The 8387-nt window shown below is 66.8% G+C and carries 11 protein-coding genes and 1 pseudogene; 5 read left to right on the top strand and 7 right to left on the bottom strand.

Annotation, left to right across the window (positions count from 1 at the left end):
- Together AC1DF4_RS19015 and AC1DF4_RS19010 are read left to right on the top strand one after the other, a co-directional pair.
- A partial coding sequence (locus AC1DF4_RS19015) for a DUF72 domain-containing protein (protein WP_476914332.1) occupies positions 1–516 on the top strand: 516 nt, incomplete at its 5' end.
- Positions 517–592: 76 nt separating this feature from the next.
- A complete protein-coding gene (locus tag AC1DF4_RS19010; RefSeq protein WP_476914331.1) occupies positions 593–1663 on the top strand; it encodes an App1 family protein in 1071 nt (356 codons plus the stop codon).
- Positions 1664–1694: 31 nt separating this feature from the next.
- Here AC1DF4_RS19010 and AC1DF4_RS19005 read toward each other — a convergent pair whose 3' ends face one another.
- From AC1DF4_RS19005 to AC1DF4_RS18990, 4 genes are all read right to left on the bottom strand, one after another.
- Entirely contained in the window at positions 1695–3248 is a 1554-nt protein-coding gene (locus tag AC1DF4_RS19005) for a glycoside hydrolase family 1 protein (RefSeq protein WP_476914330.1), read from the bottom strand.
- Positions 3249–3369: 121 nt separating this feature from the next.
- Positions 3370–3759, bottom strand: a complete 390-nt coding sequence (locus tag AC1DF4_RS19000) for a hypothetical protein (RefSeq protein WP_476914329.1) — start codon at positions 3757–3759, stop codon at positions 3370–3372.
- 69 nt (positions 3760–3828) lie between these two features.
- Positions 3829–4185, bottom strand: a complete 357-nt coding sequence (locus AC1DF4_RS18995) for a J domain-containing protein (RefSeq protein WP_476914334.1) — start codon at positions 4183–4185, stop codon at positions 3829–3831.
- Positions 4186–4343: 158 nt separating this feature from the next.
- Positions 4344–4769 carry an Hsp20/alpha crystallin family protein gene (locus tag AC1DF4_RS18990; RefSeq protein ID WP_476914333.1) on the bottom strand — a complete coding sequence of 142 codons (426 nt, stop codon included), beginning with the start codon at positions 4767–4769 and terminating at the stop codon, positions 4344–4346.
- Positions 4770–4922: 153 nt separating this feature from the next.
- On the opposite strand from AC1DF4_RS18990, the gene AC1DF4_RS18985 reads away from it, so the two are divergent.
- A complete protein-coding gene (locus tag AC1DF4_RS18985; RefSeq protein ID WP_476914328.1) occupies positions 4923–5216 on the top strand; it encodes a MerR family transcriptional regulator in 294 nt (97 codons plus the stop codon).
- Positions 5217–5219: 3 nt separating this feature from the next.
- Here the strand turns inward: AC1DF4_RS18985 and AC1DF4_RS18980 are convergent, their stop codons facing one another.
- Together AC1DF4_RS18980 and AC1DF4_RS18975 are read right to left on the bottom strand one after the other, a co-directional pair.
- Positions 5220–5534 (bottom strand): MmcQ/YjbR family DNA-binding protein, encoded by a 315-nt coding sequence (locus AC1DF4_RS18980; protein WP_476914327.1) that lies wholly within the window; start codon positions 5532–5534, stop codon positions 5220–5222.
- 51 nt (positions 5535–5585) lie between these two features.
- Positions 5586–6368, bottom strand: coding sequence for a phosphatase PAP2 family protein (locus AC1DF4_RS18975; protein ID WP_476914326.1), 783 nt, complete (start codon positions 6366–6368; stop codon positions 5586–5588).
- A 120-nt stretch (positions 6369–6488) separates the two neighbouring features.
- Here AC1DF4_RS18975 and AC1DF4_RS18970 point away from each other — a divergent pair, with 120 nt between their 5' ends.
- Both AC1DF4_RS18970 and AC1DF4_RS18965 read left to right on the top strand, forming a co-directional pair.
- The gene (locus AC1DF4_RS18970) at positions 6489–7586 is read left to right on the top strand and encodes a DNA alkylation repair protein (protein WP_476914325.1); all 1098 of its coding nucleotides are present in this window, start codon (positions 6489–6491) and stop codon (positions 7584–7586) included.
- A 278-nt stretch (positions 7587–7864) separates the two neighbouring features.
- Positions 7865–8074, top strand: a complete 210-nt coding sequence (locus AC1DF4_RS18965) for a hypothetical protein (RefSeq protein ID WP_476914324.1) — start codon at positions 7865–7867, stop codon at positions 8072–8074.
- Between the two features lie 153 nt (positions 8075–8227).
- Here AC1DF4_RS18965 and AC1DF4_RS18960 read toward each other — a convergent pair.
- A pseudogene (locus tag AC1DF4_RS18960) lies at positions 8228–8387 on the bottom strand (bifunctional D-altronate/D-mannonate dehydratase); the annotation flags it as partial.

Raw genomic sequence — 8387 nt, 5'->3', positions numbered from 1 at the left:
CCCCGCGGGCTGACGCACGGGAAGAAGCTCTACGCCCCGGAGGTCTGGATCGGACGGATCGCCCGGTGCTGGCACGAACTCGGTGACAAGAGGGCGGTGCTGCTGGTCCAGCTGCCGCCGGATCTTGCCCGGGACGACGCACGGCTGGACTACTTCCTGGCGGCCCTGCCCGACTGGATCCGGGTCAGCGTGGAGTTCCGCCACTCCAGCTGGGACGCGCCCGAGGTCTACGCCTTGCTGGAACGGCACGGAGCCGCGTACTGCGTCATGAGCGGCGCGGGGCTCCCCTGCAACCTCCGCGCCACCGCACCGTTCGTCTACCTCCGGCTGCACGGCCCGGACCGGGAGCTCCTGTACGCCGGATCCTACTCGGACGACGAGCTGCGCTGGTGGGCAGACCGGATCCGCGAATGGCAGGCGGTCGGCAAGGAGGTCTTTGTCTATTTCAACAACGACGGCGGCGGTAACGCCGTGCGCAACGCCTGGATGCTGCGGGAGCTACTGGGAGGCTCCTGAACGGCGGCGCTTACGGAACCGCAGTGATTTCGGACACAGTCCGTGGCTGGACGGGCCCTTGTGGGAGAGTGGAGGCATGGAATTGGCGTCACAGCAAACACCCGGCCAGCAACCCGTTACCGGCAACCGGGCTTTCCGCCTGGCGCACTGGGTCTCGGATACCGTCAACAGCATCCGCCTGAAGTCGGCCCGCCGCTGGAACTTCGTCCCGACTACCGTCGCCTACCAGGGCTACGGATCCACCATGTGGGTCCGGGTGCTTGGCCGTGTGGTCCTGACCAGCAAGCCCAACCCCGGCAGCCGGGCCGAGCAGGCAGCCCAGAACGGCAACCAGAACATCCGCGGCTGGCGGGCATTCACGTCCGTACCGGTCCAATACTCCGAGGTGGAGATCGAGGTTGGCGGGGTCACCGCGCGGGTCCAGGCGGACCGTGGCGGACTCGTGGACACCGTTGTGCAGGTGGAGCTCACCCCGGGCTGGCACACCGCCGTGCTGCGCGCCGAGGGCACCCCGCCTGCCACGGCGCAGATCTTTGTCATTGCCCCCGACACCAAGCTCGGGATCGTGTCCGACATCGATGACACGATCATGGTCACGGCGCTCCCCCGGCCCTTCCTCGCGCTCTGGAACACCTTCGTGCTCAACGAACGCGCCAGGATGGCGACCCCCGGGATGGCCGTGCTGATGGACCGGATCAAGGTGGAGCACCCGGAAGCCCCGGTCATTTACCTGTCCACCGGGCCGTGGAACGCCGCCCCCACCCTGGCCCGCTTCATCACGCGGAACATGTACCCCTCCGGCGCACTGCTGCTCACCGACTGGGGCCTCACTCATGACCGGTGGTTCCGCAGCGGCCAGGAGCACAAGCGCCGCAACCTGGAACTGCTCGCCGAAGAGTTCCCGAACATGCGCTGGTTGCTCTTCGGCGACAACGGGCAGCACGACGAATCGATCTACTCACACTTTGCCCAGCAGCACGGCGACCGGGTGGCCGCCATCGGCATCCGCCAGCTCTCCGCCAGCGAAGCCGTCCTGGCCGGCGGCCACTCGGAGACCGGGGACCACGCGGGTTCCGATGTTCCATGGATCTACTCCCCGGACGGCGCAGGCATGGCGAAAAGCCTGCAGGGCCTCGGGATTCTCTAGACGCCTGCGGGGCCGGCCGCTGCTGCCGCCTTTAGCCCGCCGGCTGAGGGTGGGCGGCGTCGGACACCACAGGCGCGGCGTCGGACACGGCCGGCCCGGCGTCGGAAGTGACGGCTTCTGCGCCCGGAGGCACCGGGACCGAGTTCCGGTGCCGGGCCGCGAGGACTTCCCGGAGCCAGTGGAACGAGGCCTTTTTGGTGCGCTCCTGGGTCTCGCGGTCTACGTGCAGCAGCCCGAACTGCTGCTTGTAGCCGCCAGACCATTCGAAGTTGTCCATCAGCGACCACACGTAGTACCCGCGCAGGTCCACCGACTCCGCCGCGCCGCCGGGTGAGGTCGCTTCGATGGCGGTGGCAATATGGTCCGCGAGGTATCGCACGCGGCGTTCGTCCGGGATGATGAGCCCGCCTTCGGGATCCTGGATCTCGAGGTCCTCGAAGCTCGCCCCGCCCTCGGTGATGTAGACCGGCGGAAGGTTCGGGTAGCGCTCAGCCATTTCCGCGAGCGCTACGGCCATGTACTCCGGTTTGATGGGCCAGCCGTACGCGGTGATCTCGGCGTCCGGGAACGACGCAATGTGGAACGGGGCGCCGGGCGCGGTGCCGCTCAGGTCATCGCCCATGGCCTCTGCCATCCCCTTCGGCACGGCACCCTCGCCGGGACCGGAGGCCACCCGCGTGGGCATGTAGTAGTTGAGCCCGTAGAAGTCCAGCGGCTGCGAGATCAGCTCCATGTCCTCGCTGGACGGGCTGAAGGAGGAGAAGAAGGTGGCGGCGCGGATGGTGTCCGGGTACTTGCCGAGCAGGACGGGGTCCGCGTAGAGCCGGTTCTGGGCCATGTCCATCAGGCCGGCGCTGAGCTTGTCCAGCGGGTTGATCGAGGCGGGCACCATCGGCGAATAGACGTTTGTAATCCCGATCTCGCCCGGCACGTTGGCCGCCCGGAGCGCCTGCAGCGACAAGCCGTGGCCCAAGAGCTGGTGGTGGACGCCGGGCAGGGCCTTCAGCATGAGCGCCTTGCCCGGCGCGTGCATCCCCAGCATGTAGCCGTTGGTGCTGACCGTGGCCGGTTCGTTGACGGTGACCCAGCGGCTGACCCGGTCCCCGTACGCCGCGGCGGCGATCGAGGCGAACTCCCCCAACCGGTAGGCCGTGTCCCGGTTCATCCAGCCCCCGGCTTCATCCAGCTCCAGCGGCGTGTCCCAGTGGTACAACGTGGCCATGGGCGCGATTCCGTTGGCCAGCAACAGGTCGATCAAGCGGTCGTAGAAGTCCAGGCCCGCGGGATTCACCGGGCCGCTGCCGCCGGGCTGGATGCGGGACCAGGACAGCGAGAACCGGTACGAATCGATCCCGAGCTCCTTCATCAGGGCCACGTCTTCGGGCATCCGGTGGTAGTGGTCGCACGCTACCGCAGGGCTGTGGTCCTCCACGATCGCCCCGGGCTTGGCGGCGAAGACGTCCCAACCCGCGGGGCCCCGTCCGCCCTCATCCAGCGCGCCTTCGATCTGGAAGGCTGCGGTCGCCACGCCCAGCGTGAAGCGCGGCGGCAGCAGGGCGGCCAAGTCTTTGGCGGATGCTTTCATCAGTGGATTCCCCTATGTAATTTCCGGCAGTGGACTGATTTTAGGCCGTGCCGGATCCCCGCGCCACGACCGGCGATCGCGGGCGGGTCCGGGCGCCGGTGAAACGGGCTTCCGGGGTGCCTCAGTAGGACGAGGTTTCCGGTCCGAACAGGAACTCCTTGGCGTGCGCTACCGCCTTCTTGAACGCGTCATTCCGCAGCGACTGAAGCTGGGCAGTCTCGTCGGCCGTTGGTTCCAGGTAACTGGTATATCCCGGACGCAGCACCCAGATATCACCAGCCGGGGGCAGGTAGAAGACGCCGAAGGAGCGGTGCTGGCTATCATCGACCGTCCAGATGGGAACCACCGCGAGTGCGGCCCCGGTGTCGATATTGATCCACTGCGCCCGCGGAAGCGGCGCTTCGTGGGCTTCCGGGTCCAGAAACGGAGCTGTGCCTTGGCCCCACCGAGCTTCGAAGCGCTCGTGGAAGACAGGCATGAGATGCGAATCGTAGCGGCGCCATGCGCTCATGGCCGCCCTCCTTTTCCTGTGCTTCTTGGCTGTGGTTCGGGAGCGATACGGGGGTGCCGGTAGGCCGGGTCACAGCGGACCTCGCTCCCACCGCACCGGGGTAACCCGCAGAACCGGCCTCTCCTGCCGGTGGTGACGCACCGGAATCTCCAGGCCGCCGGGGGTAGTGCGCCCGGGCCCGCCAGAGGCTGCCGCCGGGTCATACTCGGCCCTGGATCTGGGATCGCACAGGACCGTGAATGACTCCAGGATGCGCCGCGCATCGCCCCCTTCGTCGTTCCCGGAACCCTGTCGGGCGGTGGAAGACGCGTCGACGTCGGGATGGCGGAGGCGCATCAGAGCCCGGAAGGCGCGCTGGATCTCGGCCGCCGTCGCATCCGGCGTCACGCTCAATGCGGCGTAGTAGCCACGGGGGTCACGGTTCATGCGATTCACCGCCTCTGTATTCACCGCCTCTGTATTCACCGCCTCTGTATTCACCGCCTCTGTATGGACCGGGCGGGGACCCTGCTGCCGGCCGCGGCCGGCTGCAGCTGGTCCCCGCCCTTTTCGACGGGCTGGCTGGGGGTGCGTCCGCCGCCCAGCTACGTCCCGATCTCCTGCATCTTGTCCTGCGTGTGTGTGATTTCAATCTTCCGCGGCTTCGCCCGTTCCAGCACCGGAATCCGGAGCGTCAGAACGCCGTCGGCGTACTGCGCCCTGACCTTCTCGGTGTCAAGGGTGTCGCCCAGAATGAGCTGGCGACTGAAGACCCCGCGCGGCCGCTCCGCGGCAATCAGTTCAACATTGGGCGGGGTCGGATCGCGCCGCTCGGCCCGGACGGTCAGGACATTGCGCTCGATATCGACGTCCACGGAGTCAACGTTGACGCCGGGAAGATCGAAAGCGACGACGAACTCGTCGTCCTCCTGCCACGCGTCCATGGGCATGGCCGCAGGCCGTGCTGCAGTTCCAAAGACCTGCTGGGTCAGCCGGTCCAGTTCACGGAACGGGTCCGTACGCATCAACATCATTTCCCACTCCTTCATGCGAGATCTCTGTGCTCTTTTCTGTTTCCACCCGTACGGATTATCTGTCGTGGTGGATATAGATTTTTTATAGCACCGGTGCGAAACTGATGCAAGAGGGAAAATCAGCACATCGAATAACTGCGAAGGAGCGCCGTGACGGAACGTGGTGAGGAGCTGGGCGTCTATGCGATCTCCGTAGTGGCCGCAATGGTCGGAACCGGGCAGCAGAACATCAGGCTCTACGAGCGGAAGGGCCTGCTGACGCCGGGCCGCACCGCCGGAGGGACACGGCAGTACAGCCAAGCGGATCTGGTGGTGCTGCAGCGGATCAGCGAACTGCTGGAGGAGGGGCTGAATCTTGCCGGGGTGGCAAAGGTGCTGGAGCTGGAAGCAGTCAATGCCCGGCTGCAGAGCGAGCTGAACCGCGTCCGCCCGCGCCGGGGCTAGGAACTACGCCTGGCGTCTCCGGCCTCCGGCGATGCGGTGTGATTCCTCAAGAAGTTCGCCCAGCTCCTCACGATCGATCCGGTCCAGCCGCACCAGCACGAGCAACGGCGAACGATCGTGGTGCGGCGTCCAGAAATACGTGTCCGGGTCCGTTCCGGCGAGGGCTTCGCGTTCCTCGGTTTTGACCGTGAGCACGCCCGTCTCCCAGATCCTGGCCATGAGCGTGGCTGTAAACCAGGCGGGCTGGCCCCAGCTGGGCCGCTCCACCACTCCCGGGAGGGCCAGGGCGGCGTGGCGGACGTCATCTTCGGTGGCCATGCCCCACTCTGGCACCGGCGCAGGGCGGGGGCAAGGAGCAACGGCCGGGAGCTAATCCTGGCTGGTGTCGGCCTTGGAGAGTGTTCCGGTGATCTGCTCGCCGCGGATGCGCGCTGTCCGCCAGGTGTCCAGGGCGATCACCCCGCCCAGGATGACGAAGGAGATGGCCAGCGAGGCAAAGGCGTCGGTCAGCCAGTGGTAGCCGAGGTAAAGCCGGCTCACCGCGGCGAAGAAGATCCCGACGCCCGCCAGTGCGAAGCCTGCGACCGTGGCCGTGCGGTTGCGCCGGCGGGAGACGACCAGGAACGTGCCGACCAGCAGGAAGTCGCAGGCGCCCAGCACGTGGCCGGACGGGAAGGAGAAGGTGAAGTCCGCGCCGAAGAGCATGAGGTCCACGGGCGGTCGCTGGCGCCCGATGGTGCGCCCGATGATCTGGGCCAGGATCACGCCGGTGAGCATGGCGCCGGCCAGGAGCATTGGGCGCCAGGCATGCTTGGCCAGCAGGCCCCAGGCCACCGTCACCACGAGGACGATGATCGGAAGGGCGACGGGTCCGAAGACAATCGCGAGGAAGATCATGACCGCAGTGAGTGGCTCGGAGCGCAGGGTCAGGAGCCAGGAACGGACAGGTTCGTCGCCTGCCGTGAGCCCGTCGTGCTGGAGGACACCGGCAAGGATCGCGAAGAACAACACGGTTCCCAGAATCATGAGGCCGACGGCGGTCCGGTACAGGTTCGTTCGGTCGCGCTCGCTCATGTAGCGTTCTTCCACGACGAACTTGTCGTGGAAGACCCGCCACCGGCCGGGCGATTTCCCGTTAGTTTCCTCTGCCATTGCCTTCTCCGCTTCTGCACCGAATGTGGACATATCCTTCGTGAAGAATATCCCGGTTCCGGAGCCGCAGGGCTGGGCTCCCCGTCAGCCCCGCGGCCCGCTCCCCGGTAGCCTGAAGCCATGGGCGTGATGAATGAACTGATCAACCCGGGTGTCGTCGGCTCAATGGGGCGGATCCTGGCCGCTGCCTCACCGGGCAGCCGTTTCACCCAACTGGCCGGCTCGGCAGGACAACTGGACGGGCTGAGCCTACGGGAACGCACCGACCTCCTGAGCCGCGCCATGCTCGCTGACCTGCCCGGGGACTACGCCGGAACGGCAGCCGTTTTCCGCCGGGCGCTGGATGATCCGGACTTCACCGGTTGGATGATCTGGCCCGTGACGGAGGCAGCGGCCACCCTGGCCCTTGACTCAACCGGGCCGGAAGACTTCGAGGACTGCCTGGCGCTCCTCGCCGAGCTGACGCCGAGGCTCACTGCTGAATTCGCGATCCGGCGGCTCCTCGCCGCAGATCTGGACCGGGCACTGGCCGTCATCCGGGCCTGGACGTCCCACCCGGACTGGCACGTCCGCCGGCTCGCGAGCGAGGGCACCCGGGCGTACCTGCCGTGGGCGATCCGCGTCCCGGAGATCACGGACCGGCCGGCCGCCACCCTGCCGATCCTCGACGCGCTGTACCGGGACCCGGTCGTCGACGTCCGGCGCTCGGTGGCCAACCACCTGAACGACCTGGCCCGGCACGCCCCCGACGATGTGGTGGCCACAGCAGCCGGTTGGATGGCCGCCCCGGATGAGAACACTTCCTGGGTGGTCCGGCACGGGTTGCGGACCCTGCTCAAGAAGGCCCATCCGGGTGCATTGGAACTGCTGGGGTTCCCGCCGGCGTCGATCGCCGTGACGCCGCCCCGGCTGGACAGCACCGCCGTCGAGCTTCCCGGAGAACTCGCCTTTGCGTTTGAAATCACGAACAACGGCCCCGCGGAGGCCCGGCTCGCCGTCGACTTCGTGGTCCACTATGCCAAGGCCAACGGGACACTCGCGGAAAAGGTGTTCAAGCTCGCCACGCCCGTCCTCGGGCCGGGCGAGTCCAGGACATTTTCGAAGCGCCATGCCTTCCGCCAGATGACCACACGGGTCCACCACCCCGGCGGCCACGCACTGCAGCTGCAGGTCAACGGAGTTCGCTATCCGGCGGCTGGATTCACGGTTGTGACGTAAAGGGCCGCAGGCCCTGCGCGAGGTCAACGGCGGCGTCCGCTGCGTCCGGGAGGAGCGTTCGCCCGTGGCTGAGTGATCCGACGTGACCACACTCACCGCATCAACGCCTGTGGCGATGGAACTGCAGGTCAACGGCGTGCCGCCTGCCCCGACCAAATTGCTGGTCCGAACAGACGCCGAACCGACACGGCGCGGTGATTTGACGGCCCTATAAATATGACGTTATTGTCGCTTCAATTATTGGGGCCGACGAGTAACACCCAAGAAAGAACAGAGCGATGACCACAGTAACCGAATGCATTGAGATCCAGGTCGACAGCCGTCAGGTCCTTGACGAACGGCTCGACGACGCCGTCCGTGGTCTCCAGCAGATCGCCATGGCAACCGGGACGCAGGGCATCCTGCTCACCCGTCACAAGGCCGGCCACTACACTGCGGCGCTGTCCGACCAGGTCCCCTTCGGCATGACGCGGGAGCTCATTCACTGATCCTGGCAGGGCCTCAAGCGCCTGCCCCCAGCGCCTGACTTTGGCGCCACAAGCCAGGTCCCGGGCGGCGGAGCATCGACTCCCGCCCGGGACCTTTTTTGTTCCCGGTCCTTTCAGGACTACCGGCTGTGGCCGGTTACCGGTCCTGGCTGATCACCAGTCATGGACGGTGCCGTCGACGAGGCGGTTGTAGGGCAGGTAGGCCTGCTGGTACGGGAACGCCGCGGCCGCTTCCTCGTTGAATTCGACGCCGATGCCGGGCTTGTCGCCCGGGTGCAGGTACCCGTCCACGAACGTCATGGGAACGTCATGG

The sequence above is a fragment of the Arthrobacter sp. 05N429 genome (genome assembly GCF_056397045.1).
The sequence above is the reverse complement of the archived record's forward strand: the minus strand, read 5'-3'. Positions and strand labels throughout refer to the sequence as shown.

What these genes read in the sequence shown, in the direction of transcription:
- AC1DF4_RS18980 (WP_476914327.1), bottom strand. Translation starts at nt 5,534, where the DNA reads ATGGCCACCGAAGATGACGTCCGCCACGCCGCCCTGGCCCTCCCGGGA.
- AC1DF4_RS19005 (WP_476914330.1), bottom strand. Translation starts at nt 3,248, where the DNA reads ATGAAAGCATCCGCCAAAGACTTGGCCGCCCTGCTGCCGCCGCGCTTC.
- AC1DF4_RS18970 (WP_476914325.1), top strand. Translation starts at nt 6,489, where the DNA reads ATGGGCGTGATGAATGAACTGATCAACCCGGGTGTCGTCGGCTCAATG.
- AC1DF4_RS19000 (WP_476914329.1), bottom strand. Translation starts at nt 3,759, where the DNA reads ATGAGCGCATGGCGCCGCTACGATTCGCATCTCATGCCTGTCTTCCAC.
- AC1DF4_RS18975 (WP_476914326.1), bottom strand. Translation starts at nt 6,368, where the DNA reads ATGGCAGAGGAAACTAACGGGAAATCGCCCGGCCGGTGGCGGGTCTTC.
- AC1DF4_RS18990 (WP_476914333.1), bottom strand. Translation starts at nt 4,769, where the DNA reads ATGTTGATGCGTACGGACCCGTTCCGTGAACTGGACCGGCTGACCCAG.
- AC1DF4_RS18965 (WP_476914324.1), top strand. Translation starts at nt 7,865, where the DNA reads ATGACCACAGTAACCGAATGCATTGAGATCCAGGTCGACAGCCGTCAG.
- AC1DF4_RS18995 (WP_476914334.1), bottom strand. Translation starts at nt 4,185, where the DNA reads ATGAACCGTGACCCCCGTGGCTACTACGCCGCATTGAGCGTGACGCCG.
- AC1DF4_RS19010 (WP_476914331.1), top strand. Translation starts at nt 593, where the DNA reads ATGGAATTGGCGTCACAGCAAACACCCGGCCAGCAACCCGTTACCGGC.